Here is a 26,100-nt window from a genome sequence, read left to right on the forward strand (position 1 = left end):
CGTTGAGTATTCACGGCATAACGGCCGGCGACGACGCCGGCAGCGACCCGCCCAACGGCGACGGTCCGCCGTACGGTCGGCGGCCGTGTGATTCGACAGCATTTGCCGGATGCACGGGCTTAGACGCTCCATTACAATGGCTCGGACGGGACACCGCGAGGTATGGAGCGACCGCCCCGTCCAGCGATACAGTTGTACAGCGTCCGCGAGTCGACCGACTCGCTCCCGGACGTGATTCGCCGCGTCGCCGACGCCGGATTCGAGGGCGTCGAGTTCGCCACCCGGTTCTTCGAGGCGGACGTCGACGCCGTCGCCGACGCACTCGACGAGACGGGCGTCGTCCCCGTCGCCGTCCACGCCGACCTCTCGACGGTCGAAGCCGCCGTCGAGGGGGAGAACGACCTGCTCGACCGACTGGACGCGGTCGGCTGTGACCGCGTCGTCGTCCCGCACATCTCCGAACGGGAGTTCCAGACGCGGTGGGCCGTCCGGTCGCTCTCGTACCGCATCGCCGACGCGGCCCACGAACTCGACGCGCACGACGTGGACCTCGGCTACCACACGATTCGGCACGACCTCTACCCGATGTACCCCGGGGTCGTCGGGCAACTGTTCGACCGGACGCCCGTCCCGCAAGGCGTCGCCAACCTGGGCGGCGAGGCCCTCGCCCGCCTCCGCCGCGCGGACCCGCGGCACGACCCCACGGAGATTCCGAGCAAGTCGGGCTTCTGGAACCTCTTCGCCCGGACGACGCCGGACGACCTGTTCTTCGAGGTGGACGTGGGCGAGGTGACCGCGGCCGGCTTCGACCCCGCCGCGGCCATCGAACTCGCCGCCGGTCGGGTACCGCTGGTCCACGTCCGCGACGTGACGCCGACGGGCCGGTTCGGGACCTACGAGAACGCCGACCCCGGCACGGGAGCCGTCGACTTCGACGCCGTCGCTCGCGCCGCCCGCGAGAGCGGGACCGAGTGGTTGGTCTACGAACACGACGACCCGGCCGACCCCCACCAGACCGTCGAAGACGGCGCGGCCCTGCTCTCCCGCCTCTGCGGCGGGTCCGAGACGGACGCGCCCGGTGAGGCCGCGCGCGCCGAGCCGTCGCGATAGCCCTCGCTACGTCGCTCAGGCGGTTAATCGGGCTATTACAATCGGGGTCTCGCCGGACGGACGACGTATGGAGCTTCAGCACCGTCGCCTGGACGACGCGCCCCCGAGCGGTCGCATGAGTTTCTGTCTCACGACCGACCTCACGGGGAACGGTCGTCCGGACGTCCTCGTCGGCGCACTCGGCGGCGAGTATCCCGTCACACTCCCGGTCCTCGACAAGGAGATAGACCTCCGGAAACTGCCGGGGACGCGCGAGGCGATTCATCGACGCGAGTGGAACGTCTTCTGGTACGAGAACCCGGGCTGGGAACGCCACGACGTGGCGCGCGCGCCGGACCTCTCGGTCGGCGGTGCCCTCGGCGACGTCACCGGGAACGGGAGGATGGACCTCGTCGCCGGGCAGAACATCAACCAGTACGACCTCTACTGGTTCGAACAGCCCGACGACCCCCGCGAGGAGTGGACGCGCCGCCTCGTCACCGACGACTTCGAGAAGTACCACGACGTGGCCGTCGCCGACGTGGACGGGGACGGCGACGTCGAAGTCGTCGGCCTCTCGCAAGAGAGCGAAGTGGTCTTCTACTACGACGTGCCCGAGGACCCGCGGCGCGAACCGTGGCCGGTGGCGAACCGGCACGTCGTCGCCGAGAACCTCGACGTCGAGGGCGTCCAGATAGGCGACTTCGACGGCGACGGCGACGTGGAGATTCTCGCCGGGCCGAACGTCTTCCACCGCGCGGACGACGGCACGTGGACCCGCGAGCGGATAGCCGAGGGCTGGGAGTGGACGCGCGTCGTCGCCGCCGACGTGGACGGCGACGGCGAAGACGAAGTCGTCGTCACGGAGGGCGACCTGCCGTATCAGGGCGACAGACGCGCCCGTCTCGCCGTGTTCGACCCCCCGGACTGGGAGGCGACCGTCCTCCACGACGACCTGTCGAACCCCCACTCCCTGCAAGTCGCGGACCTGGACGGCGACGGGACACCCGACATCTACGTCGCCGAGATGGGACTGGAGTCGGGCCACGACCCCCGGCAGTTCGTCTTCTGGAACGGCGGCGACGGGACGTTCGACGCGGAGGTCATCGTCGAGGGCGCCCCGACGCACGAGGCGAAACTGGTGGACCTGGACGGCGACGGCGCCCTCGACATCGTCGGGAAGTCGTACGTCGAACCGAGCGTGGACGCGTGGTTCAACGTGGTGTGAGATGGCGTCGAAAATCGACTCCGAACCGTCCGAGTCCGTTCGCGGCGGCGTGAGCACCGCGAAGGACGCCGTCGTCGACCGACTCGCCGGGACGCCGTTGGCCAACGCCGCCAGACGGAGCGGTCTCACCGGCACGCTCTCCGACGTGGCGAACCGCGCGGCGGCGGTCTTCCTCCCGGACGAGGTGGTGTTCCGCGCCGGCGACGACGAGGCGCGCTTCCGCGTCTCGACGCGGTTCGAGTACCGCGGGTTCGCCAAGTACCGCTCGGACCCAGACGCGACGGTGCTGGCGGCGTTCGTTCGCTCGCTCCGCGACGACGACGTGGTGTGGGACGTGGGCGCGAACGTCGGCGTCTTCAGCGTCCTCGCGGCCGGGCGACTCCCGCCGGAACGCGTCGTCGCCATCGAACCCCACCCCGAGAACGTCGACCGACTCCGCGAGAACCTCGACCGGAACGGGCGCGACGCGACGGTGCGGCGACTCGCCCTCGACGACGAACGCGGACGCGCCGAACTGGGCGTCAGCAGTCCGGACGGCACGGGCGCGTTCGGCGTCGTCGGCGGCCCCACCGAACGGCGGCGCATCGCCGTCCGGACCGACCGGGGCGACTCGCTCGTCGCCGACGGCGTCCCCGCGCCGACGGTTCTGAAGGTGGACGTGCAGGGGGCCGAACTCGGCGTCCTGCGCGGCCTCGAACACACGCTCCTCGACTGCCGCGTCGTCTACGTCAACGTCTACGAGAAGCACTTCACCCGCGGCGACGAGGGCGAGGAGATACGCGACGTGCTCGAATCATCGGGCCTGCGCGTCGAACGCCTCGTCGAGTGGGACGGCGGTCACTTCCTGCGCGCCGTCCGGGAGTCGTAAGTGTCCGGCGCCGGCCTCCCGCGCCGCCTCGCCCGCGGGGGGTTCGAGGCGCTGGCGCGCCTCGACGGCGCGACGCAGTTCTCGCGGCACTACCCCGACGAGTCGAACGCCGTCCTCGCGTACCACGCCGTCGGCGAACCCGCCGGCTACGGCAACGTCTCCGTCGACCGGTTCCGGCGTGACCTCGACTACCTCACCGACGCCTTCGAGGTGGTCGACCTCCCGGCCGTCCTCGAAGCCGGCGGCGAGAAGCGCGTCGCACTCACGTTCGACGACGCGTACGACGACTTCTACGAGAACGCGCTCCCGGTCCTCCGAGAGTACCGGGTGCCGGCGACGCTGTTCGTCCCCGTCGCGTTCGTCGGCGGGTGCCCCGACGGCTACGCCTACCGCTTCGCGCGGTCACCGGTGGACCACGAGGCGTTCAACGACCCGGCGGCGTTCGTAGACGAGTCGGTCCGCGACCCCGGGGTGATGTCGTGGGACCGACTGCGCGAGGTGGCCGCCGACCCCCTCGTCACCGTGGGCACGCACACGCGAACCCATCTGGACCTCGCGCGCGTGCGCGACCGGAAGACGCTGGAAGACGAAATCGTCGGCGCGCGCGACGAACTCGAGGACCGCCTCGGCGTCGCGGTAGACCGCTTCTGCTACCCGTTCGGCCGTTACTCGGAGGCGGCGGTGGACGTGGTGCGGGAGTCGCACGCGATGGCCGTCACCTCCGAGCGGGGCGTCCTCTCGGACCCCGAGGCGGCCGACGCCTACCGACTCCCGCGAGTGCGCGCCCACGAACCGACCCACCGGGTTCGCTTCGACCTCTCGGGACTTCGGTGGCGACTGACGGAACTGGTCGGCTGAGGAAGCAGTCGAAGCCGGCGCGAATCGTCGGACGGGAGACTAGACGCTCGGGAGTCGGTCGCCGAGGGCGTCGCGCGTCTCGGCCAGTCGGCAGCCGACGCGGATGACGCCGTCGAGTGCGAGGTGGACGACGTGGTCCAGCGAGGACTTCTCGTGAACCACGTGGTCGGGTGGCGAGTACGTGCTGGCGAAATCGAACAGTTCGGGTCGGCGCTCGGTGAGTCGCTTCCGGTAGCGACGGCTGACGATTCGTTTGCGGACGTAGCCGAGGAGACTCGTCGCGTAGTCGTGGTAGATGATAGCGTCGGGACAGTAGACGATCTGGTCGCGGTCGTAGCCGGCCTCGACGAGGCGGTAGGTGAGGTCGATGCCCTCGTGCCCCGCGCGGCCGCCGAGTCGCTCGTCGAACCCCGAGACCGAGCGGTGGGCGTCGCGGTCGATGGAGGTGTTGCCCTCGATGTTGAGGAGGTACGGCAGCGACCGGTCGCCGAGGTCGTACCACTGCTGGAGCCGGTTGTAGAACGACTTCGACTGCGGGAAGATGCGGCCGCGGACGGCGACCACGCCCTCGTCGTCGTGCGCTCGCCGGTGTGCCTCGACGAAGTCCGCTGCGGGGACGGCGTCGTCGTCGAGAAACAGCAGGAGGTCCGAGCGGGCGAGTTCGGCGCCGAGGTTGCGCGCGAGCGTGACGCCGCAGTTGCGGACGAGTTCGACGTACGTCGTCCCGTGGTCGAACTCGCGGAGTCGCGACTCGATGTCCCAGTCGACGCCGTTGTTCACGACGACGAAATCGAACGCCTCGTGGGTCTGTGCCCCGAGGGCGTCGAGCACCGACTCGAACGCCTCGCGGTCGGTCCGGAACGTGACGACGACGACGGATATCGTCGGCTCGACGTCCGGAGCGTCGTCGAACTCGGTCTCGATGCGCCGACGGTACTCCTCGGGCAACGCCGCGAATCGTTCACTCTCGGGTGCGGCGGTGCTCACGTCGGCACCGGCCCCCGTCGTCTGCTCGCCGTCCGGTTCGCTACGCATGTCGGTTACTCGTCGCCCGTCTCGTCCGCGTCGGCGAACGCGGACGCCTCCGGGAGGGAGGCCACGTCCTCGTTCACGCCGCGGTAGGTCGCCGACGACACCGTTCGGTCGAACGAGTCCGCGTCGGGATACTCTCGAAACGTGAGAACGCGGTCGTCCTGCGTCGTGAACACGACTTCCGTCGTCCCGTCTCGATGGCTGTACTCGTCTCCCTTCTGCGGCGTTCGGCCGCGGTCGTGTCCTGTCATGAGCACCACTCGAACCGTCTGTCGGTTCGGCGTCGGACGCGCGGCGGTCGGGTCGGACTCCCGTGAAGTAGACCGCCGCGTCGGCGACACCCGACCCGACCAGCTCGTACACGGCCCGGTCAACGCCCGGGACGGGTATGGTTATACGGGATTAAACGACGGAACGGTGGAACGGTCGTCGACATAAACAATGGAACAATCGCCGTGAATCGCACGGCGGACCGGTCGCGGGCGGACGGTCGTGCGTGTCACTGACAACCGAAACCAAGGCTGACTGACCCCGCCAGTTGCTCGCTCGAACGCGTCGCCACGTTACACGACTAATAACCAAAGTCGCGCCAATCTTCGCACAGAGCGTGATGTTCGTTCTCGGAATCGTCTGCAGCGGACTCGAAGACGAAGCGGCGCGTCGGCCGCGGGCGGGGGGCTGACAGCGTGTCGCCTCCCCTGAGCCGACGTTCCGAGCCGACGTCGCCGCGGTGGACGAGAGCGCTCCTCCTCGTCGGCTTTCTCGGCCTCGCCGTCGCCGTCCTCGCGGCGCGTTCGAAGCCGGCGACCGGCTACGAGGTGTCGATATACGCGGCGACGCCGCCGGCCTTCTGGGTGGGCGTCGTCGGGGCGGCGGCCGTCGGTGCCGTCGCGACCCTGTTCGGCCGCAACCTCGTCCGCGCCGCCGGCGTCGGTCTGGCGGGTCTCGCCACGGTGGCGTTCCTCTCGCTTCCCCTCGTCCGCGGCTACTACTACTACGGGTCGGGCGACGCGCTGACGCATCTCGGCTGGGCGAAGCGGATGCTCAATCCGGAGTTCGGGTTCTTCGACATCATCTACCCCGGGGGGCACTCGCTGGCCCTGTTCCTCTCGCAGTCGATGGGCGTCCCCGTCAGGTGGGGGATGATGTACGCGATGCTCACCGTGTCGGTGCTGGCGTTGCTGTTCGTCCCCCTCGCCGTCTGGGTGGTCACCCGCGACTCCAGAGCCGTCGTCATCGCGGCGTTCACGGCCATGCTGATGCTACCCATCAACAACATCAGCACGCACTCGCACTTCCACAGTTACACGCTGACGACGCTGTACTTCCCGTTCGTCCTCTACTTGCTGTTCAAGCACCTCACCCGGTCGGCGGAGGACACCGCGCTGCCGAGTTGGGCGTCGGCGGCCAGCCTCGTCCTGCCCGTCGCGTTGATGGCGAACGTGTTCTACCACCCGCAGGTGGCGGTGAACGTGCTCATCTTCATGGGCACCGTCCTCGCCGTCGGACTGGTGTGGCGCCGTCGCGTCCGGGTGTCGCATCCGACGGCGACCGACGGCGGGCAACGTCACCGGCTGATAGTCGGACAGGTCGTCTTTCTCGCCGTCCTGCTGGCGGTGTGGGCGACCCAGTACCAGCAGACGTTCACGCTCTTGAACAACGTCTACCTGTCCGCGCAGGCGTTCTTGACCACCGGGACGGGCGCGGGACAGGTCGCCGCCCAACGGGGCGGGTCGGCTCAGTCCATCGGCGTGAGCATCGTCGAACTGTTCGTCAAACTGTTCGCGGTTAACGCCATCTACGTCGTCATCGCGACGGCGTTCATGGCCGCGCTGGTGTTCGGCATGGTGAGCGGACGGTCCGATAGCGGCGTGGCGGTGGCCTACATCGGCTTCTCCGCGTTCACGCTCGGCCCGTTCTTCGCGGTGCAGTTCATCGGCGACGTGTCGGGCTACTTCTTCCGGCACTTCGGGTTCGCGATGGTGCTGGTCGGCATCGTCGGCGCCATCGCCCTCTATCACCTCTCGGACGCCATCGGCGACGCCCTCGACGGGCGCGAACGGGCCGTCGTCTCGGTGCTCACCGTCGCGGTGCTGTGTCTGTCGTTGGCGGCGTTCTTCCCCTCGCCGTACATGTACAACCCCTCGCCGCAGAGCCCCGAACAGCAGTTCGTCGGCTACGACACGGTCTTCGAACACCGCGCCGAGGGGGCCGCCGTGGCCGGTATCCGCGGCGGGCCGGGGCGCTTCAGCGACGCGCTGAACGCCGAGTTCGACAACCGGCTGAAGTGGACGCTGTCGGGGTCGGAGTTCAACAGCACGCAGAACGTGACGCGGTTCAGGGAGTACTCCTACTCCGAGCAGCCGTTCTACTATCTCACCGTCTCCGAGAAGGACAGGGCGCGGGAGTTGGTCGCGTACGACTCGCTCCGCTACGAGGAGGGCGACTTCGAGCGAATCGCGAACGGGACGCACCCGCGCATCTCGCACATCCAGACGAACGGCGAGTTCGACACCTACTACGTCGACCAGCGCGGCTACCCACTGGACCCGCCGGAGCAGACGGACGATTAACTCGGCGGTAAACGAACGAGGTGGCGTCGCCAGCGCGGTCAGTTTTGGGCCGTTCCGGCCCGTTTCAGTCGCCGTTCGCGTAACCACCGCATTACTATTCCGTCTAGCGACCGGGTTGCGAGTATAATGCGGGCGACAGACGTTCTGTTGGTCGGACCGGCCGGTACGACCGGAGGTATCGCGCAGTACATGCAAGAGCAGCGCCGTCGCCTCCCCCAGCGAGTCTCCGCTCGTATCTACGACGTCTCGGTGCCGATGGACGACTCCCGGTCGTTCCTCGTCGCGATGCTGACGGCGTTCGTGCAGATTCTCCGCTTCCCGTTCAGGCGGCCGCCGGACGTGGTCCACGTCCACTCCAGCCACTGGAACTCCTTCTACCAGTCCGGACTGTACGTGATCATCGCGTCGCTGGTGTGGCGCGTCCCCGTCGTCCTCCACGTCCACGGGTCGTCGTTCGACTCGTTCATGCGGACGGACTCGAAGCCCGTCCGACTCTTCCAGTCGGTCGTCTTCTCGCAGTGTGACACGGTCATCGTCCTCTCGGACTACTGGCGGGACATCGTCGGCATGCGCGCCGACGAGGAGAAGATAACCGTCCTCCCGAACGCCGTCGACCCGGGCGAGTACGACCCGCGCTACGACGCGCGGCCGGCGCATCTCGTCTTCGTCTCGAACCACCTCGAACGCAAGGGCATCGAGGAGTTCGTCGAGGCGGTGGACGAACTGATGGCGAACGACGAGGACTGCCGCGTCACCATCGCCGGGAGCGGTCCGCTGTCGCACCTGTCCGAGGAGTTGGCCGAGCGACACGAGCGAGTGACCTACGAGGGCTACGTCTCCGAGGAGCGAAAGCGGGAGTTGCTGAACGAGGGGTCGGTGTTCGTCCTGCCGACGTACGCCGAGAACCTCCCCATCGCGCTCCTGGAGGCGATGGCCGGCGGCAACGCCCTCGTCTCGACGACGGTGGGCGCGATTCCGAGCCTCATCGACGACGACAACGGCGTTCTCGTCGAACCCGGCGACGTGGAGTCGCTGGCGGCCACGCTGTCGGACCTCGTCAACGACCCCGAGCGAGTCGAGGCGATGGCGCGGGAGAGTCGGGAACGCGTCGAACGTGACTACTCGTGGGCCGTCGCCAGCGAGCGACTGGACGACCTCTACCACGAACTCACCCACTGAGGGCCGGCGAAGCGCCCGTGACCGCGCGCGCAGGGAGCGACGGACGGGACCGCGTCGTGGGACGTCTTCACGAGCCTGAAACGGGCGTGAATCGCCTCCTAAACGGGAATACGGCCCATAACTAAGCGTAAACCGGGTCGAGACGTACCCGGTGAACGATACGTACGACGAAACTCGCCGAGCGTTCGTCTTGGGCCTCGACGGAGTCCCGTGGGGACTCCTCGAACGGTTCGTGGACGACGGCGAGTTACCGAACTTCGAGCGGCTCCTGACGGAGGGGGCCTCCGGTCCCCTCCGCAGTACGACGCCGGCGAACACGCCCGTGGCGTGGCCCTCCATCGCGACCGGAACGTGGCCCGACAAGCACGGGCTGTACGAGTTCATGAAGCTCGACTCCTCCTACAAGCAGTCGCCCTACTCCAGCGCGGACGTCCGGCAACCGCCGCTGTGGGAACTCGTCTCTCCCTCCGTCGTCGCCAACGTCCCGATGACGTACCCGACGAGCGACCCCGGCGAGGACAGCGCCGTCGTCAGCGGCATGATGACGCCGGAGATAGACGGCGACGCCGTCAACCCCGACTCGTTCCGCGCGGAGTTCGAGCGTCGCTTCCCCGACTACGAGATAGACATCAAGTGGCGCGACTACGCGGGCCGCGAGCAGGAGTTCCTGCGCGACCTGGACCGGGTCCTCGACGGACGCCGGGAACTGATGGAGATGCTCATGGAGAACGAGGCGTGGCGGCTGTTCTTCTTCGTCTACGTCGCCCCCGACCGACTCCAGCACCTCATCTGGGACGAGGAGACGCTCTTGGAGCACTACGAGAAACTCGACGACGTCCTCGGCGACGTGATGGACTACTGCGAGGAACGCGGGTCGGACCTCTACGTCGTCTCCGACCACGGCTTCGCGCCCATCGAGAAGGTCATCAGCGTCAACCGCATCCTCGCCGACGAGGGCCTGTTGACCGTCAAGGACAGCGACGGGACGCGCGGCGCCCTCGCGGGCGTCGGACTGGACAAAGAGCGCGTTCAGGGCGCGCTCCACAAGGTGGGCATCACGGACGAGAAACTCGTCGAGAACCTGCCGAAGCCCGTCGTCGACTTCTTCGCCGAGCGCATCCCCGGGAGTCACGGACTGTACGACGTCGACTTCGGCCAGACCGACGCGTTCCTCCACGGACTGGGCAGCGTCTACGTCAACGACACAGAACGGTTCGAGAAGGGTACTGTCCCCCCGAAGGCCGTCGAACGGACGAAGCGAGACGTGATGCGCGTGCTCGAGGACGCGACGGACCCCGAGACGGGCGACCCCCTGCTGACCGTCCACGACAGCGACGACCGGTTCCCGAACGACCCGGAAGCGCCGGACATCGTGGTGGAAGCGAAGGAGGGATACCACGTCGAACCCAAGTTGGGGGAACATGCGGTCGAACCCGCGACGGACATCGCCGCGTACCACCGGCCCGAGGGCATCTTCTTCGCTTGGGGCGACGACGTTCGCGCCGGGTCGACAGTCGAGGACGCCGCGGTGGTGGACGTGGCTCCGACGGTCCTCCACTCGCTCGGACAGGACGTCCCGGAGACGGCGGACGGACGCGTGCTCTCGGAGATATACGACCCCGACTCCGAACCCGCCACCGCCGCGGTCCGGACGAACCAGTACGCGAAACGCGAGGCGGCCGACGCCACCGAGACGGACACCGACACGGTGGAAGACCGCCTCCGCGGACTCGGGTACATGGAGTGACCCTTCGGGTGGGGTGACCGTACGATGACAGACGACGACGGTCGGACGTTCACGCGTCGTCGACTCCTCGGCCTCCTCGGAAGCGCCGGCGTCGCCTCGGTCGCGGGGTGCGGCGGTCGGACCGAGACGCCGACGGAGACGCCAGAGATACCGGGGCCGTTCACGGAGACGCCGGGCGACCCGGACGACGGGACGCCGAAGACGCGACGCGGAGTCACGTTCGACCGCGTCGTGAACGCCGTCGACGACCTGGGGTGGGACCCGACGGGCGAGCAACCGATCGACCAGTCGCTCGAGAAGAACCTCCGCGAGGGGACGCTCATCGAGGTGCCGTCCGGCGAGTATCTGGTCCGCCGGCGGCACGACGTGGCCGACGTCTCCCGGTGGGGCATCGTCGGACTGGGCGAGACGCGGCGCGGCGTGCAGTTCACCGTCCCCGCGGGCAAGTCGTTCCGATGGATAATGGCCGACGGCGGGAGCGGCATCGTCGTCGAGAACTTCACCATGCAGCAGGGGAAGAAGTTCGACCGCTCGATGGGGATGGGCTTTCTCGTCGACGACGCCCTCCACCTGTACAACGTCGAGAAAGCCGGGTCGAACCCCCGGCAGGACTCGAAGTCGGGGTCGACGAACGGCATCGCCGTGCAGGTCAAGCAACCGGACGGCGTCGCCATCGTGGACACGTTCGTCCGGAAGGGACCGCAGGACTTCGCGCACTACCCCGGCAACTCCATCACCGTGTTCACCGGGCGCGGCCACCGCGGAACGGTGTACTACCGGAACCTCCACATCGAGAACGGGGGCGAACACGGCATCTACGCCTCCAAGGGACAGGGAGACGTCCGCGTCGAGGGCGGCCTGTTCAAGAACAACCTCGGCGACGGCGTCCGCATCTCCGGCGAGGGGTCGTGGGTGAAGGGCGCAACCGTCGTCGTCGACGCGACGGACCGCACCCCCGGCAACCGGGGGAACTGGCATCAGGCGCGCGGCATCCACCTGCAGTCCGGCGAGTACGGCTACACCGGCGGACTGGTGGAGGACTGCACGGTCATCGCGCGCGCGACGCCGCGCACGGAGGCCCTCTTGAAGATAGAGCACAGTCAGGGCGCCGCGACGGTGCGGAACTGCCGGTTCTACAACGACACGAACTACCCGACTATCTCGGTGGACAAGCCCGACACGGGGAACCAACGCCCCGCGAAGCCGTGGGAGATGACGTTCGAGAACGTCGAGATAACCGGGCGGGCGACGAACACCGTCGCGATGGCGATGGAGGGTCGGCCGCGGTCCCGCCTCTCGAACGTGACCATCGACCTGCCCGGCGTGGGCGTCGACGGCATCGTCCTCGACGACTGCGAGGGAACCGTCCTCGACGGCGTGAGCGTCCTCACGGGGGGCTATCCGCTCCGCGTGTCCAGCAACGGTACCGGCGGCGGCAAGTGTCTGGCCACCCTCAAGAACCTCCACCGACTCCAGTCGTCGATGCTCTCGGACGTGGACGCCCAGCAACTCGCGAGTTCGCTGTCCGGGACCACCTGTCTGGACGGGACGGACGCGGCCAAGCGGACTCTCGCCGTCATCGGCGTCACCGACGACAGCCTCTACGGAACGGTCCTCGACGAGTAGCGCGACCGCACCCGCGAACCGCCGTTAATCCGCTATTAATGCCATCTTAACGCTTTTTTCTGGCCCGTAGACCGCTTCTCCGGAGAGAACGACGAACACCCGAATCGCCACTCTGGCTACCTCACCACCCGAGTAAATACGACGTTAGAACGGATTATGTAAACGAAAGTGTGATATTCAGTATTTTGTGAAAGTACGCCAAAAAGTGGTATTTTTGCTAACTAAAAAGGGAGAAATAATCGATACCTTTATTGCATTAATGCATTACTAAACAGCTGTCCATGGCAGAGAACCCTGCAAACAGCCCGAACGACGCGGGCACCGACCACACCGACGACCAGACCGACGACGCCAAACTCCTCGGCCGACGCGACACCCTCAAACTGGGCGCCGCGACTGCGGCCGTCGTCGCCGGTGCCGGTGCCGCCTCCACTGCCGCCGCCGCGACCGAACGCGAAGGCGTGTCGTTCGACCGCGTCGTGAACGCCGTCTCCGACCTCGGGATGGACCCGAACGGGAACGACCGAATCGACGGCAAGTTAGAGAACGCCCTCCGCCCCGGGACGCTCATCGAGTTCCCCGCGGGCACGTACAAGATACGGAGCAAACAGGTCCTCGAGGACCGGACCGGTATCGTCGGCGTCGCCGGCGACCGATCGGAGGTTCGGTTCGTCCCCCCGCAGGGGACGGGGATGCGCTGGCTCAACTTCGGGAACGCCGCCGGCGTCGTCCTGAAGAACTTCACCCTCGACCGCCGCGACGACTACAACACGACGGTCGGGATGGGCGGCAACATCAAGCGGAACTTCGTCCTGAAGAACGTCGAGTACGACGGCTGGACCCCGACGGGGCCGCAGATGTTCGCCGCGAACGTAACCGACCCCAACGGGACGGCCGTCGTCGACGGCCTGTACCGGACGGGTCCGACGCGCTTCGAACACTACCCCGACAGTTCGCTCGACATCTGGAGCGGCCGCGGCCACGAGGGCCACATGGTCCTCCGGAACGTCGAGATTCACAACGGCTCCGAGTCGGGCATCTACACCGGGAAGGGGAACGGTACCTACCTCATCGAAGACTGTTACATGAAGAACGTGGTCCACACGGCCATCCGGGCCGCCGGTCGCGACTCCACGGTCCGCAACTGCACCATCGTGATGGACACGGAGGACTGGGACTCCCGCAACGAGAAGGTCGAGTCGCAGTTCGACGGCAAACCCATCCAACTCAACCGCGCCATCTGGGCGCAGACGAACGACAAGCGCTTCTCGGGCCCCGTCATCGAGGACTGCGACATCATCATCAAGAACACGACGTCCATCGCGATGGCCGGCATCTACATCAACTTCGACACCGGCGGCGCGAAGATTCGCAACACTCGCGTCCAGTGTGACTCCGAGCACGTCATCCCCGTCTACGGCCAGAGCCCGACCAACGAGGCGGGCGAGCCAATCGAGATGGAACTCGACGGCGTGAGCGTCACCGGGTCGGCCTGGAGCAAGGCCGCGATGTACTTCGAGGACCGCCCCAACTCGGTCATCCGCAACTGCTGCATCTCCTCGCCCAACGACAACGACGGCATCCTCCTCGACAACTGCGACGGTTCCGTCGTGGAGAACACGAACGTCGACGTCGGCGGCCGTTCCACGACGTTCCGGAACGGGCGGGTGTCCACGTCGGGCATCACGTCGGGCGATAGCTGCCCCCTCCCGTCGCTGCCGGGTTCGACGCCGAGCGACGGCACGCCCTCGACCAGCGACGGGTCCGGCGGGTCGGGCGACAGTACCGACGGGTCGAGCTACGACCTGCCGTACCGCTTCACGGTGAAGAGCACGGGCGGCGGGAAGACGGAGTTCACCGTCTCAACGAGCGGTACGATGAAGCCCGCCTCGAACGGCGAGGGCATCGTCGAGAACCGGACGGTCACCGACAGCCTCGGACCGGTCTCGGGCGTGGACAGCTACCTGTACGAGGGCTACGTCACGGACTTCTCCGTCACCGGCGGGCAGTACGCAGACTACTTCGTCGAGACGGCCGACGGCTCGAAGTCCGTCGAAGTGACGCCCGAACTCCTCTCGGGGAACACGTTCGTCGTCAAGAGCACGGGCGGGGGCGTCACGTCGTTCGACCTCAGCGTGGACGGCGAACTCGTCCGGGGGGCGAGCGGTCTGGAGGACACCGTCGACGGGCAGACGGCCTCCGGTCAGGTCGGCCCCGACGCCGGCGTCGACGCGTTCCACTACACCGGGTCGATCACCGACCTCGCGTTCGAGGGCGCCGAGTACGCCACCGTGACGGTCAACGGGACGGAGATAGACCCGACGCAGTACGAGAGCGGGACGGACGGCGGCACCGACGACGGGAGTTCCGGCGACGGCAGCACGTCGGACCCGACGACCGACCTGCCGAACTCGCTCACCGTCGTCGGGACGGGGACGAGCGCGACGTACGCGGTCACCGTCTCCGAGGACATCGCCGTCTCGCCCGACGAGACGGACGACATCTCCGGCAACGTGGCGACGAACAGCGCCGAGGGCGCGGTCACGGACGGCGAGGACATGTACGTCTACGCCGGCGAAATCACGGACTTCACGCTGAACGGCGACGCGACGGTCCTCGTCAACGGGACGGAGGTGGACCCGGCCAGTCTCGGCGGCAACGAGGAACTGCCGAACACGCTCGTCATCGACGGCACCAGTAGCGCCGCCGCGGGGACTTACACGGTGTACGTGACGGGCGACGTCGAACCCGCGCCGGACCTGACCGTCGCCGGCGACGCGAACTCGCTCGACAGCCTCGACGACAAGGTGTTCGACGGGAAAGTCGCCGGCGTCGTCAAGACGGGGAAGGACGGCTACCGCTTCTCCGGCAACATCGTCAAGATGGAGATAAACGGCGACGCGCTGGTGAACCTCGGACAGTAGGCGAGTCCGGTCTGCGATTCGTGGACACCCGCAGTCGCCCTGCCCGCGTCGGGTCGCCCGCCGCGCGAACGACGAGTGCGCCCCCGGTAGCCAGTCGGTGATGCGACTGGTTGGACGAGCATTCGGTCGCCGCACGACCGAGAGAGAACCGGACGGCGCGCCGTCAGCGCTTCACTTTTCGAACCGCCTCACGCCCGGAGCGACCGCGCCGATTCGTCTCGGCGGAGTCGCGCGTCACTCCATGTAACCGAGCGACTTGAGCCGGTTCTCCACCTCTCGCTCGTCGACCGACTCGTACTCGTCGTCGCTCGCGTCTTCGACGCGCGCGAGGACCTCTTCGAGCACGTACGTGACGTACTCCTCGGAGGTTTCGAAGTTCGTCCGCGGCAGTCGGTCGTCGACCCTGTCGAGAACGTGTGCGGGGAGTGCGACGTCGCGCGTGTCACTGTCGGAGAGGGAATCGCTCGTGTTCGTATTCATAGTGACCGATGTGAGAGCCCGTTGGCGAACGGAGCGGTTTGTTATAGACCGGCTACGGCCGGAACGGCACCCTGAGCCGGCGTGGCACGCACCGACGCCCGCGCCGCGACCGTCGCGCCGCGGTCGCGGGTACTCCCGGCATAACAAAACCCCGAAGGAGGGTAGTGCGGCGCATGACCGACAAGCGTGACGTCGTCCTCGTCACCGTCGACAGTTTCCGCTCCGACCGGTGCGGATTCCTCGGGAGCGACGCCGGCCTCACGCCGGCGATGGACCGCCTCGCCGAGGACGGACTGGTCTTCGAGAACGCCGTCGCACCCGCCGGCGCGACGAGCGGTTCCTCCTCGACGTTCTTCACCGGCCGCTACCCCATCGACCGTTCGACGGCGAGCGACCGCAAGGAGGTGATGCGGCAGAACCTGAAGGCCAGTCGGACGCTGCCGCAGCGGTTCAAGGACATGGGCTACCGGACCGCCGGGTTCACCGCGAACCCGTGGACCTCCCGCTTCTTCGGCTACGACGCCGGCTTCGACGACTTCGAGGACTTCATGGAGAACGACCTCACCAGCGACACCATCGAGAAGGGCGCGGACCGCGGCGGCGGCCTCTCGGCGCTCACGAGTCAGGTGGTGAACTGGTGGCAGGGCCAGGACATGTACATGTCGTGGGACGCCTTCTACGACCAGATAACCGACTGGCTGGACGAGGCGCGGCGGGGCGACGAGCCGTTCTTCTGCTGGATATTCCTCGTCGACGTCCACATGCCGTACCTCCCGCCGAAGGGCTACCGGTCGCAGTCCTCGGCGGCGGCGTACGCCGCCAACGCGTGGCTGTTCGGCGGCGCGAAGCAGAACACCCCGCTGTCGGGGATGCTCCACGACCGACTCCTGCGTGCGTACGACGACACCGTCCGCTTCACCGACGAGTTCGTCGACCGGATGGCGCGGGCCGTCGACGACGACACCGCCCTCTGCGTCCACGCGGACCACGGCGAGTCGTTCGGCGAACGCGACGGCCACTACGGCCACGGCCTCCTCTACGAGGAGACGGTCCGGGTCCCCCTGTTCGTCGCGAACCACCCGGAAACCCGCGTCGAACGGCCGTTCTCGCTGGCCGGCCTCCCGGACCTCCTGACGCGACTCGGCCGCGGCGAGACGATAGACGACTCCGTCGGCCACCCCGTCGTCACCAGTCGGAACAACGACGGCTGGCGCGTCGTCCACGGCGGGTCGTGGCGCTACACCCGCCGGCCCGAGGGCGAGAGCGTCGAGACGGCCGACGGCGAACCGCTGGAAGAAGAGGCGCTGTACGACATCGGACGGTCGGTGACCGACCACGAGCAGTCGGCCGAAGCGGAGCGGGGGCGGGTCATCGACGCCGCCGCCGAACTGGCCGACTCGGGGACCATCTGAACCGTCGGCCGCCCAGAGGAGGCCCGGAACAGGCCTCGAACCGCCGGTCGCGAACCGTCGGTCGTGACGGTATCCGAGCGACGCGCGGCGGTCAGACGTTCGCGTCGTTCGACGCGGTTCCGAACGCCGTCCGGCCCCGGAGTCGCTCGGCGAGTCGCTTCAGACGCTGTGCCGCCTGTACCGCGCGTTCGCCGCCCATCGCGACGGCGAGAACCGGGTACGACTCGGTCTGAGACGGGTCGTACCGGATGCTCCGCAGCAGGAACCGGACGGCGTCGCGGTAGTGGCCCGTCATCAGTGCGGCGTGCGCGAGCGACCGCGACTGGGCCGCAACGAGTGCCTTCTCGTGTCGTTTACCGTACTTCCGCGCCAGCGGGCGGTGTTTCTCCAAGAACAGCGGGTACGACACGTCGCGTTTCTGCTCGTAGTTGTCGCTTATCTGCCCGTGCGAATCGACGCGACGGACGGCCAGCGGTTCGGCGACGACCTCGAAGGCGCACTCCTCGGAGATGCGCAGGTACCACTCGCGATCCTGCCAACTCGGGAAGCGCGTGTCGAGGAGGCCCGCGGCATCGACGACGGACCGGCGGACCATCACCGAGGAGAAGGGACAGAGCGACGCGCCGCGGAACAGGTCGCGCGTCACCCACCCGCGCGTCTCGGGGACGCGGTAGTTCGTCGTCGTCCCGTCGGCGGTGACGTTCTCCTGTCCGGTGTAGACGAAGCCGACGTCGTCGCCGCCTCGTTCGAACGCGCGCACCTGCTTTTCGACCTTCTCGGGTCGCCAGTAGTCGTCGTCGTCGAGGAAGGCGACGAACTCGCCCGTCGAGGCTTCGATGCCCGTGTTCCGCGCGGCGTTCGCCCCGCGGTTCACCTCGTGACGGACGACCCGGACGCTGTCGAGGGCGCCCGTCTCGGCGGCCGCGACGATGGGTTCGATGGGGTCGGGCGAACAGTCGTCGACGACGACGAGTTCGATGGACCCGTACGTCTGGTCGGCGACGCTCTCGACGGCGGCGTCGAGGTAGTCGGGCCGTCCGTACGCGGGGACGACGACAGAGACCAGACCGGGTTCCGAGTCGTGACTCATTGTCTCTCCGGTCCGTTCGCGGGGGCCTTTGTTCACCGCTCACTAATCGCCCGAAATCGGCGACGAGCGCGTCGAAAGCGACGGACGCTCGTGAGAGAGTCACGAGCATTACCAGCGCCATAACGATAGGTCCGGGCGACGGTCTCGTAGGGTAAGAATGGAATCTCGCGTGCGTACGGGGGGTCGGCAGTGAGCCGGCTCCGCGCTCTCCTCAATCGTCTCGTCCCAACCGGTGGCACCGCAGAACGAGTCGTCAAGAGCGCCATCTGGGCGATGGGACAGAACGCCTTCGGTCGCATCCTCCAGTTGGCGATGCTCGTCGTCCTCGCGCGCCTCATCGGCCCGACGCAGATCGGGCTGGTCGGAGTCGCGCTCCTCGCGCTGAGCGGCATCCAGAAGTTCACGAACGTCGGCCTCGACGCCGCCCTCGTGCAGGACGAGGAGACGAACGTGGACGAACACCTCAACACCGTGTGGGTGCTCGAAATCGCCCGCGGGGCGCTCATCTCCGCCGTGTTGCTCCTCGCGGCCCCGCTCATCGCGCAGGTGCTCGGCGACGGCAACGTCCAGAGCACGACGACGCTGATTCAGGTCATCGCGCTCTCGCCGCTCCTCCTCGGCTTCAAGAACCCCGGGATGGTCTACTTCCAGAAGAACCTCGACTTCCACAAGCAGTTCGTCTACCGGGTCAGCGGGGACGTGGTGCAGGTGGTCGTCGCCATCGCGTGGGCGCTCGTCAGTCCGACGGCGATGGCGCTGGTCGCGGGGTACGTCGCCGCCGACCTGCTCCGTCTCGTCCTGTCGTACCTCCTGCACGAGTTCCGTCCGAACCTGAGTTTCAGCCGCGACTCGGCGGGGCAACTCATCAACTACGGCAAGTGGATAACCGGGTCGTCCATCCTCTACTTCCTCTACAGCGAGGGTGACGACGCGTTCGTCGGCGCGTTCATCGGGGCCGCGCCGCTGGCGTTCTACCAGTACGCCTACCGCTTCTCGAACGCGCCCGCGACGGAACTGACGAGCGTCATCTCCAGCGTGATGTTCCCGGCGTTCTCGAAGCTACAGGACGACGCCGAGCAGATGCGGAGCACGTTCAAGAAGACGCTCCGCGTGAACGCGTTCATCTCAGCGCCCGTCGCCTTCGGCATCGCCGTCGTCGCCCCCGACTTCGTGATAGTTGCCCTCGGCGAGCAGTGGACGGACATGATCGTCCCGATGCAGATACTCGCCCTCTACGGCTTCCTCCGCGCCCTCGGGCAGACGTTCGGCCCCATCTGGAAGGCGATGGGTCGCCCCGACCTGCTGGCGAAACTCGGCTTCCTCCGCGTCGTCCTCATGGCGGTGACGCTCTATCCCGTGGCGGTGACGCTCGGATACGGCATCACCGGCGCCGCCGCCGTCGTCACGGTCATCTACGTCTTCCCGATGATGCCCATCGACATCTACCTCATCACGAAGATGCTCGACGTGCCCCCGTTGGAGACGATACGCGAGATAGCGTTCCCCACCTCCGCGAGCGCCGTCATGGCGGCCGTCGTCTGGTACGTGGACTCGCTGATCGAACTCCCGGCCATCGCGGAGTTGGTCATCGGCATCCTCGTCGGCGCAGTCACCTACTTCGCCGTCGTGGCCGTCCTCGAACGGCAGTTCCGCTGGGGCATCGGTCGGAACGTCAAGAAAATCGTCGCCAGCGCGCGTCGCTGAACCGCGCGGCGACCCCGGCCGAGTCGGCGACAATCCCCGACTAATCCGACGCGTTTCGCGGGTGTCGTCCGTTAGTCGCTGACGAATTAATGCCTCGGAGCGACAGCCTCCAGTATCAAATGTCACGCGACATCGTCTGGATAACGCTCGAGAGCGTCCGGCAGGACCACACCTCCCTCGGCGGCCACCACCGCGACACGACGCCGTTCCTGTCGTCGCTGGCCGGCCGCACGACGGGCGCGGCGTTCGAGCGCTGCTTCTCTCACGACGTCTGGACCCGCGCGTCGAGCGCCTCCATCCTCACCGGACTCGCCTCCTCCGCCCACCGGACGTGGACGCAGGAGAATCGTCTGTCGAGCGACGTTCCGACCGTCCCCGAGGCGTTGCGAGACGCCGGCTACCGGACGGCCTGCGTCTCGCCCAACCCGCAGTTGAGCGACGCGACGGGGCTGGCCCGCGGGTTCGACCACTTCCACTACCTCGGAAAGGACACCCTCGTCGAGGAGGCGGGTATCCCGACGGTCCTCCGCTACCTGACGAAACTCAACACGCACTCGGCGGGCTACACGACCGACACCGGAAAGCACTCCGTCGGCTACGTGAGCAACGCCATCGCCAAGCGACACGTCCGCGAGGCCGCCGCGAACGACGAGGACCTGTTCCTCTACACCCACCTCGGCGACAGCCACCACCCGTACTACCCGCCGAAACCGTATCAGGACCTGTACGCCGACGACTTCGAGATGTCCGTCGAGGAGGCCCTCGACCTGGTGATGGAGATGTCCGACGACCTGCACGGCTACATCGCGCGCGGCGTGCCGTTCACCGAGGACGAGTGGAACGCGCTGCAGGCGATGTACGACGCCACCATCCGCTACGTTGACGACACGGTCCGCAGCCTCGTCGAGTACGCCGAGGAGCGACTGGACGACCCCATCGTCGTCGTCACCGCCGACCACGGCGAACTGTTCGGCGAGAAGGGGATGCTCGCGCACATGGTGGTCGCCGACGACGCCGTCTCGCACGTCCCCCTCGTCGTCTCCGGCGTCGACGGCGTCGAGAGTCACGACGGCGTCGTCCAACACGCGGACGCGATGACGGATGTGCTCGACGCCGTCGGCGTCGGCTTCGACGTCGCGGCGGGGGTCGGACTCGCCCCGGAGGCCCGCGAGTTCGCCGTCACGCAACGGAGCGGCGTTCGCTGCGCGAGCAAGCTCGACACGATTCAGGAGCGAGACCCCGCGTTCGACGCCGCGCGCTACCACGCGGGCGACCTGACGAGTCTCCGGACGCGCGACTACCGCTACCAGCGCAGCGAGTCCGGAGAGGAACTGTTCGCCCTCCCCGACGAGATGACGGACGTCGCCGGAGACCACCCGGACGTGTGCGAGACGCTGGCCGCGAAGGCCGAGTCGTGGCTCGGAACCTACGGGGTCCCGACGTCCGAGCGGGAAGAACAGGCCGAGTTCGACGAGTCGATGACCTCGCACCTCGAAGACCTCGGCTACCTCTGAACGGCGGGGTGAGGGAGGTTCGGACCCGCTAATCGACCAGCGACACCGTTCTCGTCCCGGCGTGCGGAGCAGGCGGCACCGGAACGGTCGTCGCGACGAGCGAGCGGGGGGATTCGCGAACGCACCGTGGCCGGCGGCGTCGCGACTGTCCGTTCGGGTCGCGGCCGTCGGAGAAGCGTACCGTTACTCGTCCGTACCGTGGTCGTCGGCGTCGTAGGCGGGCGCGTCCGTCTCGAAGCCCTTCTCCAGGTGTTCGTTGGCGCGTCTGTCGAGGACCGCGCCCGCGAGGAACACGAGCGCGCTGACGAGGAGTCCGGAGAGCGAGCGGAGTACCGAGGCGTCGTCCCGGCGGCGAAGCGCGCGGGAGACGCCGCGAAGTGCGGAGAGCGCACCGAACAGCATCCCGACCATCCCGAGGGCGTAGGCGGCGACGGCGGGTTGGTACGACCGGTCGGTCGAACGGCGGGCGAGTCGGCGGAGGAAGTTCCGAAAGAGCAGTCCGGAGAGCTTCGGGACGAAGTTCCGGTAGACGATGCCGCTCTCCTCGTCGCCGTACACCGCCCGGTGGGGGACGTTCACGATGCGGGCGTCGTGGAGGTTCAGCGTGGTGAGCATGTCGTTGAGGAAGCCGTACTGGTCGTACACGTCCTCGAGGGGAATCTGCTCGAGCGTCTCGACGGAGACGGCGGTGTAGCCGTTCTGCGAGTCGATGGTCTTCCAGTAGCCGCTGGAGAGGTTCGTGAGTCGCGTGAGCAGGCGGTTGCCGAACAGTCGCCACGAACTCATCTCGCCGACGTTCTCGCGGCGACTGATTCGGTCGCCCTTGGCGTAGTCGGCCCGGCCCTCGACGATAGGGTCGAGGAAGTGCGGGAGCACCTCGGGGTCCATCTGCGCGTCGCCGTTCATGACGGCGACGACGTCCATGTCGTCGTCTATCGCGCGGTAGTAGCCGGTCTTGATGCCCGCGCCGACGCCCTGATTCGTCTCGTGACGGATGCAGACGACGCGCGACCCGTCGTGCTGGCCGCCGTCGGCCGCGACCGGTTCGGGTCCCTCCTCGTTCAGTCGCCGCGCCGTCTCCTGTATCTCTCGCCACGTTCCGTCCGTCGACCCGTCGTCGACGGCGTAGATGCGGTCGGCGTACGACGGGACGCTCTCGATGGTTCGTCCGACGAACCGCTCCTCGTTGTAGGCTGGTACGACGACTGCGACTCGGTTGCCTTTGTACATGGTTCTCCGATGGCCGTCCCGTCGTGGCGTTCCGACCCCACTTGTGAGTGACCCAGTGGCACGTCGGCGCCGCCGACCCGGCCTTCGTACAGAATACTGCCCGAGATAGACTTTGTTATGCCCCTGTTGTCGTCGGACGAAGTACATTACGCACCAGAAAACCGCTGACGAAACGATGGTGGCGGCGTCGCGGCCCGCGGAGAGGGACGGCCGACTGGGCCGCGCGCGGAACGCGCGCGACTGACGCGTCGCGTGAGTAGTCCCGGTTCGATACAGTCTCCCTTCGCCGACAGTCAGTCGTCCCGACGGCCGCGGGCGTAGTCGGGGGGCGGCCGGAATCCAGCCGTATCGGCCGGTTATACAGTTCGTAACCGCGTCGACTCGATGACGTGTTCACCGTGGGTGGTGGCGCGGACGTACCCGCCCGCCGTCAGTGGCCGTCCGCCCGCGGTCCCCGAGATAGCTCAACCGTCGGTTGCAGTCTACGCCACGCCTTTCCGACGAGACGCCGAACGACGCCCATGCGCACCAGCGTCCTCCTCTGTGTCGTCGCTGTCGTCCTCCTCGCCGGTTGCGTCGGGTCCGTCGCCGACGCGCCGGCCGGGGAGACCACGGCGGCGAGTCGAACGGCGGTCCAGACGACGCCGTCGGCCACGGCGGAACCGACGGCGACGCCGTACCCGAACCGGACGGCGTCCTTCCCCGCGGGCCCGAAGTCCGAACCCGAACGGCCGGGCAAACTGACCGCCGAGACGGCCGCCGCGTTCGCGAAGACGTACGAGTACCGCTACAGTTACAACGACCTGTCCGGTCCGGGGCGGACCGTCGGGATGTCCGAACACTCCTGTCACGTCGAGTCCGCCGAGGCGGCCGGGAGCGGGTACGTCGTCGTCGTCCAGTGTTCGGCGTACGTGAACGAGGCGGCCGGCGGGAGCGACTCGACGGCGACCCAGCACTACGACTACCCGCCGTGGACGGCGCGGTACTACGTGGACGAGAACAGCCTGCTCCGCGAGGAAGTCGAGGCGGGCGGTTAGTCGAACTCCGGACACCGGTCCTCGACGAACGCCGCGACGCCCTCCTCGTGCGCGTCGGTGTCGTAGGCGAGCGTCTGCGCCTGCGCCTCGCGTTCGAGGCCGTCGCGCCACGGTCGGCCGAGGTTCGCGTGGATGGCCTCCTTCGCCAACGCGATGGTCTCGGTCGGTCGCGACGCCAGTCGCTTCACCGTTCGTTCGACCGTCGCGTCGAGTTCGGTCGCGGGCACGGCGTCGTTCACGAGGCCGAGTTCGGCCGCGCGGTCGGCCGAGACGAGGTCACCCGTGAAGGCGAGTTCCTTCGCGGCGCGGAGGCCGACGAGGCGTGGGAGCGTCACCGTCCCCCCGAGGTCGGGGACGAGTCCGACGTTGACGAACGAGGCGGCGAAGCGAGCGTCCGCGCTGGCGTGGGCGAAGTCGCAGGCGGCGACGAGCGACAACCCCGCGCCGACGGCGTCGCCGTCGACCCGGGCGACGACCGGAACGGGCGCAGTGAGGACGGACTCCGCGACGCGTCCCAGCGTTTCGCGGACGCGGTCGTACGCCTCGCGGGCCGTCTCGTCGCGGTCGGCCATCGCCTCGACGTCGCCGCCGGCGCTGAACGCGTCGCCCTCGCCCGTCAGGACGGCCGCGTCGTGCGTCTCCGCCGCGAGGCCGTCGAGGGCGTCGGCGAGTTCGGGGGCCGTCTCGGCCGTGAAGGCGTTCTTCACCCGCGGTCGGTCGAACGTGATTCGCCGGACGCCGTCGGTGTCTTCGACGCGCATGGGGGCGACTACGGCGAGGCGGTACAAAACGGTGGGCGAAGGGCGCAGTCCGCGGCGGTGGACGGTCCCTGGCGACTCACCCGAACATCGCCCCGAACAGCGACCCCTGCGCCCGGCGGAGTCGTTCGAGGAAGGCCGTCTTGCTGATGCCCAGTTCGGCGGCCACCTCGGCGGCCGTGACGTCGCGGGGCAGGTCGAAGTACCCCATCTCGACGGCGACGCGGACGCTCTCCTCCTGCGCCGGCGTGAGTTCGTGGACGCTCGCCACCGGTTCGTCGTCGTCCGCGCGGAGCGGAGAGACGCGTTCGAGACTCACGCCGACGGTTCGCCCCGCCGCCTCCATGACGCCGCGGAGGACGTCGTAGCCGACGACGGCCCCGCGCATCGTCGCACCGCCGTTCTCGTACCGCATCGACTCGACCAGAAAGCCCGCGTTCACGAGTTCGTGGACGACGCAGGGGTGTTTCGAGAGACAGCGGTAGTTGTGCCGACCGTCCGCGCGCGTGACGTGGAGGTAACGAATTCGGTCGTCGGCGTCGAGCGTCCGCGTGAGTTCGTCGCTCGGGCGCGCGGAGAACCGGAGGAGGACGTAGCCGTCCGACCGGAGTTGCGGCGGCCGGGCGTCGATTGCCGCGTCGGCGTTCGCCGTCGCCGCCGCGAGGGGGCAGTCGTCCCCCTCGACTCTGAACTCCGCGACCAGACACTCCGCTATCATGCCCGCGACGACGCACGGTAAGTACATAAAGGCAGTCTATGGACGGGCCAACGGGTAAGGACGATACCGATGAAAGATTATGATATATGGACCTCGACACCGTGAAGGAACGGGCGGGACCCAGACAGTTCTCCCCGAAAGACGACATGCCGGAGGAGTACCGGAAGGCGGCGACGCGGATGATACAGTTCCACGCCAACTCCGAGATAATGGGCGCGTACCTCGAACGCCCGTTCATCCGGAAGGCGCCGAGTCTGGAGCGAAAGCTGGCGTTCTCGGCGAAGGTGCAGGACGAACTCGGCCACGGCCAACTGCTGTACCGCGCCGCCGAGAACCTCGGCGTCAAGACGCGCGAGGAGATGCTGGACGAACTCGCCGAGGGGAAGGGGAAGTTCCTGAACTGCTTCCACTACCCGATGGAGTCGTGGGTGGAGACGCCGATGATCGGCTTCTTCGTCGACGGCGCGGCGATGCGCCGGCAGGCGACGCTGAAGTCCTCCAGTTGGGAACCCTACGCGCACGCGATGGACAAGGTGTGCTTCGAGGAGGGGTTCCACGTCAAGCACGGCGAGAGCATCCTCCGCGAACTGTCGCAGGGGACGAGGGCCCAACAGGAGCAGTTACAGGACGCCTTCGAGACGTGGTGGCCGCGCATCGTCCAGTTCTTCGGTCCGACCGACGACAAGTCGACGCACCACGACTTCGCCGCCGACGTGGGGCTGAAGCGTAACACCAACGACGAACTCCGGCAGGCGTTCTTGAACGCGTACCTCCCGAAGATCGAGAAGTACGGGCTCGAACTCCCCGAGTACCCGCGCATCGAGTACGACGAGGACGCCGGCGAGTACACGGTGAACGAGGACGACTTGGACTGGGAGGAGTTCTTCCGGATAGCGAAGAACGAGTACGATCCCGGGAAGGAACAGATAGACTCCCGCAAGCGCGCCCAAGAGGCGGTGGCGTGGGTGCGCGAGTCGATGGACGAGTACGAGGCGAACGACGGCGGCGTCACGCCCGCCGCGGCGGACTGAGA

The 26,100-nt window shown here is 67.7% G+C and carries 21 protein-coding genes; 14 read left to right on the plus strand and 7 right to left on the minus strand.

Features of this window, described 5'->3' with window-relative positions; translation table 11 throughout:
* The first annotated feature begins 162 nt into the window (after positions 1–162).
* The 4 genes from BM310_RS19860 to BM310_RS19875 all read left to right on the plus strand — a co-directional run bounded on the left by BM310_RS19860 (position 163) and on the right by BM310_RS19875 (position 4,043).
* Positions 163–1,110 carry a sugar phosphate isomerase/epimerase family protein gene (locus BM310_RS19860; protein WP_089811115.1) on the plus strand — a complete coding sequence of 316 codons (948 nt, stop codon included), beginning with the start codon at positions 163–165 and terminating at the stop codon, positions 1,108–1,110.
* A gap of 67 nt (positions 1,111–1,177) precedes the next feature.
* Positions 1,178–2,317 (plus strand): FG-GAP repeat domain-containing protein, encoded by a 1,140-nt coding sequence (locus BM310_RS19865; RefSeq protein ID WP_089811117.1) that lies wholly within the window; start codon positions 1,178–1,180, stop codon positions 2,315–2,317.
* Between the two features lies 1 nt (position 2,318).
* Positions 2,319–3,185: an FkbM family methyltransferase gene (locus tag BM310_RS19870; RefSeq protein WP_089811120.1), complete on the plus strand. Its 867-nt coding sequence runs from the start codon at positions 2,319–2,321 to the stop codon at positions 3,183–3,185.
* Positions 3,186–4,043, plus strand: a complete 858-nt coding sequence (locus BM310_RS19875; protein WP_089811122.1) for a polysaccharide deacetylase family protein — start codon at positions 3,186–3,188, stop codon at positions 4,041–4,043.
* 39 nt (positions 4,044–4,082) lie between these two features.
* On the opposite strand, the gene BM310_RS19880 is transcribed toward BM310_RS19875, so the two are convergent.
* Both BM310_RS19880 and BM310_RS19885 read right to left on the minus strand, forming a co-directional pair.
* Positions 4,083–5,078 (minus strand): glycosyltransferase family 2 protein, encoded by a 996-nt coding sequence (locus BM310_RS19880; protein ID WP_089811123.1) that lies wholly within the window; start codon positions 5,076–5,078, stop codon positions 4,083–4,085.
* A 5-nt stretch (positions 5,079–5,083) separates the two neighbouring features.
* Positions 5,084–5,326, minus strand: coding sequence for a hypothetical protein (locus tag BM310_RS19885; protein WP_089811299.1), 243 nt, complete (start codon positions 5,324–5,326; stop codon positions 5,084–5,086).
* A gap of 435 nt (positions 5,327–5,761) precedes the next feature.
* Between BM310_RS19885 and BM310_RS19890 the strand changes: the two genes are divergently transcribed.
* The 5 genes from BM310_RS19890 (at position 5,762) to BM310_RS19910 (ending at position 15,124) form a co-directional block, all read left to right on the plus strand.
* Complete coding sequence (locus tag BM310_RS19890; protein WP_089811125.1) at positions 5,762–7,648, plus strand: hypothetical protein; 1,887 nt, start codon at positions 5,762–5,764, stop codon at positions 7,646–7,648.
* Between the two features lie 126 nt (positions 7,649–7,774).
* Positions 7,775–8,827, plus strand: a complete 1,053-nt coding sequence (locus BM310_RS19895; RefSeq protein WP_089811127.1) for a glycosyltransferase family 4 protein — start codon at positions 7,775–7,777, stop codon at positions 8,825–8,827.
* A 151-nt stretch (positions 8,828–8,978) separates the two neighbouring features.
* A complete protein-coding gene (locus BM310_RS19900) occupies positions 8,979–10,574 on the plus strand; it encodes an alkaline phosphatase family protein (RefSeq protein ID WP_089811128.1) in 1,596 nt (531 codons plus the stop codon).
* A gap of 24 nt (positions 10,575–10,598) precedes the next feature.
* A complete protein-coding gene (locus BM310_RS19905) occupies positions 10,599–12,200 on the plus strand; it encodes a hypothetical protein (RefSeq protein ID WP_089811131.1) in 1,602 nt (533 codons plus the stop codon).
* Positions 12,201–12,481: 281 nt separating this feature from the next.
* Complete coding sequence (locus BM310_RS19910) at positions 12,482–15,124, plus strand: autotransporter outer membrane beta-barrel domain-containing protein (RefSeq protein ID WP_089811133.1); 2,643 nt, start codon at positions 12,482–12,484, stop codon at positions 15,122–15,124.
* Positions 15,125–15,358: 234 nt separating this feature from the next.
* On the opposite strand, the gene BM310_RS19915 is transcribed toward BM310_RS19910, so the two are convergent.
* A complete protein-coding gene (locus tag BM310_RS19915; protein ID WP_089811135.1) occupies positions 15,359–15,604 on the minus strand; it encodes a hypothetical protein in 246 nt (81 codons plus the stop codon).
* A 173-nt stretch (positions 15,605–15,777) separates the two neighbouring features.
* On the opposite strand from BM310_RS19915, the gene BM310_RS19920 reads away from it, so the two are divergent.
* Positions 15,778–17,016, plus strand: a complete 1,239-nt coding sequence (locus tag BM310_RS19920; protein ID WP_089811137.1) for a sulfatase — start codon at positions 15,778–15,780, stop codon at positions 17,014–17,016.
* 91 nt (positions 17,017–17,107) lie between these two features.
* Here BM310_RS19920 and BM310_RS19925 read toward each other — a convergent pair whose 3' ends face one another.
* Entirely contained in the window at positions 17,108–18,106 is a 999-nt protein-coding gene (locus BM310_RS19925) for a glycosyltransferase family 2 protein (protein ID WP_089811139.1), read from the minus strand.
* A 189-nt stretch (positions 18,107–18,295) separates the two neighbouring features.
* Between BM310_RS19925 and BM310_RS19930 the strand changes: the two genes are divergently transcribed.
* Positions 18,296–19,810, plus strand: a complete 1,515-nt coding sequence (locus tag BM310_RS19930) for a lipopolysaccharide biosynthesis protein (protein ID WP_089811141.1) — start codon at positions 18,296–18,298, stop codon at positions 19,808–19,810.
* 119 nt (positions 19,811–19,929) lie between these two features.
* The gene (locus tag BM310_RS19935; protein ID WP_089811143.1) at positions 19,930–21,324 is read left to right on the plus strand and encodes a sulfatase; all 1,395 of its coding nucleotides are present in this window, start codon (positions 19,930–19,932) and stop codon (positions 21,322–21,324) included.
* A gap of 183 nt (positions 21,325–21,507) precedes the next feature.
* On the opposite strand, the gene BM310_RS19940 is transcribed toward BM310_RS19935, so the two are convergent.
* On the minus strand, positions 21,508–22,554 hold the full coding sequence (locus BM310_RS19940) for a glycosyltransferase family 2 protein (protein ID WP_089811145.1): 1,047 nt from the start codon (positions 22,552–22,554) through the stop codon (positions 21,508–21,510).
* A 521-nt stretch (positions 22,555–23,075) separates the two neighbouring features.
* On the opposite strand from BM310_RS19940, the gene BM310_RS21590 reads away from it, so the two are divergent.
* Positions 23,076–23,591, plus strand: coding sequence for a hypothetical protein (locus BM310_RS21590; protein ID WP_089811147.1), 516 nt, complete (start codon positions 23,076–23,078; stop codon positions 23,589–23,591).
* On the opposite strand, the gene BM310_RS19950 is transcribed toward BM310_RS21590, so the two are convergent.
* Together BM310_RS19950 and BM310_RS19955 are read right to left on the minus strand one after the other, a co-directional pair.
* On the minus strand, positions 23,588–24,352 hold the full coding sequence (locus BM310_RS19950; protein ID WP_089811149.1) for an enoyl-CoA hydratase/isomerase family protein: 765 nt from the start codon (positions 24,350–24,352) through the stop codon (positions 23,588–23,590). The two genes, BM310_RS21590 and BM310_RS19950, sit on opposite strands and share 4 nt — an antisense overlap.
* Positions 24,353–24,428: 76 nt before the next feature.
* Entirely contained in the window at positions 24,429–25,067 is a 639-nt protein-coding gene (locus BM310_RS19955; RefSeq protein ID WP_089811151.1) for a helix-turn-helix domain-containing protein, read from the minus strand.
* 86 nt (positions 25,068–25,153) lie between these two features.
* Here BM310_RS19955 and paaA point away from each other — a divergent pair, with 86 nt between their 5' ends.
* Positions 25,154–26,098 (plus strand): 1,2-phenylacetyl-CoA epoxidase subunit PaaA, encoded by a 945-nt coding sequence (gene paaA / locus BM310_RS19960; RefSeq protein WP_089811153.1) that lies wholly within the window; start codon positions 25,154–25,156, stop codon positions 26,096–26,098.
* Positions 26,099–26,100 lie beyond the last annotated feature (2 nt).

It is taken from the genome of Halogeometricum rufum (genome assembly GCF_900112175.1).
Classification (GTDB): Archaea; Halobacteriota; Halobacteria; order Halobacteriales; family Haloferacaceae; genus Halogeometricum; species Halogeometricum rufum.

Coding starts and splice junctions, on each gene's coding strand:
- BM310_RS19915 (WP_089811135.1), bottom strand. CDS start 15,604: ATGAATACGAACACGAGCGATTCCCTCTCCGACAGTGACACGCGCGAC.
- BM310_RS19865 (WP_089811117.1), top strand. CDS start 1,178: ATGGAGCTTCAGCACCGTCGCCTGGACGACGCGCCCCCGAGCGGTCGC.
- BM310_RS19880 (WP_089811123.1), bottom strand. CDS start 5,078: ATGCGTAGCGAACCGGACGGCGAGCAGACGACGGGGGCCGGTGCCGAC.
- BM310_RS19870 (WP_089811120.1), top strand. CDS start 2,319: ATGGCGTCGAAAATCGACTCCGAACCGTCCGAGTCCGTTCGCGGCGGC.
- BM310_RS19885 (WP_089811299.1), bottom strand. CDS start 5,326: ATGACAGGACACGACCGCGGCCGAACGCCGCAGAAGGGAGACGAGTAC.
- BM310_RS19920 (WP_089811137.1), top strand. CDS start 15,778: ATGACCGACAAGCGTGACGTCGTCCTCGTCACCGTCGACAGTTTCCGC.
- BM310_RS19860 (WP_089811115.1), top strand. CDS start 163: ATGGAGCGACCGCCCCGTCCAGCGATACAGTTGTACAGCGTCCGCGAG.
- paaA (WP_089811153.1), top strand. CDS start 25,154: ATGGACCTCGACACCGTGAAGGAACGGGCGGGACCCAGACAGTTCTCC.
- BM310_RS19895 (WP_089811127.1), top strand. CDS start 7,775: ATGCGGGCGACAGACGTTCTGTTGGTCGGACCGGCCGGTACGACCGGA.
- BM310_RS19955 (WP_089811151.1), bottom strand. CDS start 25,067: ATGATAGCGGAGTGTCTGGTCGCGGAGTTCAGAGTCGAGGGGGACGAC.
- BM310_RS21590 (WP_089811147.1), top strand. CDS start 23,076: ATGCGCACCAGCGTCCTCCTCTGTGTCGTCGCTGTCGTCCTCCTCGCC.
- BM310_RS19905 (WP_089811131.1), top strand. CDS start 10,599: ATGACAGACGACGACGGTCGGACGTTCACGCGTCGTCGACTCCTCGGC.
- BM310_RS19910 (WP_089811133.1), top strand. CDS start 12,482: ATGGCAGAGAACCCTGCAAACAGCCCGAACGACGCGGGCACCGACCAC.
- BM310_RS19925 (WP_089811139.1), bottom strand. CDS start 18,106: ATGAGTCACGACTCGGAACCCGGTCTGGTCTCTGTCGTCGTCCCCGCG.
- BM310_RS19935 (WP_089811143.1), top strand. CDS start 19,930: ATGTCACGCGACATCGTCTGGATAACGCTCGAGAGCGTCCGGCAGGAC.
- BM310_RS19940 (WP_089811145.1), bottom strand. CDS start 22,554: ATGTACAAAGGCAACCGAGTCGCAGTCGTCGTACCAGCCTACAACGAG.
- BM310_RS19950 (WP_089811149.1), bottom strand. CDS start 24,352: ATGCGCGTCGAAGACACCGACGGCGTCCGGCGAATCACGTTCGACCGA.